General features: G+C 70.5%; 1 pseudogene. It reads right to left on the bottom strand.

The window, feature by feature from the left end:
* Nucleotides 1–281 (bottom strand): annotated as a pseudogene (locus Q7A36_RS41355) (IS4-like element ISAs18 family transposase); the annotation flags it as partial.

Raw genomic sequence — 281 nt, 5'->3', positions numbered from 1 at the left:
CGAAGCCGCGGTCGGCAACGAGGCAAACCTTGATCCCGATGGGCAGCGCCTCGGCCAGGCGGACCAGCGCCTGGTACTCGTAGCCGTTGCGGCGGTCCTTCAGGCTCGCCGTCTCGACGCTCAACCAGAACAGCGGCGTGGCCCGGCCATGGCGGCAGAGCAGCGAGAGCATGAGCGTGGCCTGGCCGTCGGCGGCGAACTCGGTCCAGTCCATCGCCACGGTGATCGCTGGGCGCTGGCCGACGACGTGGCGAACCCAGTGCGGCAGCAGGGCGTCGACA

The organism is Paracraurococcus lichenis (genome assembly GCF_030657435.1).
In the GTDB taxonomy this organism is placed as follows: Bacteria; Pseudomonadota; Alphaproteobacteria; order Acetobacterales; family Acetobacteraceae; genus Paracraurococcus; species Paracraurococcus lichenis.
This window is presented reverse-complemented; position numbering and strand designations above follow the sequence as displayed.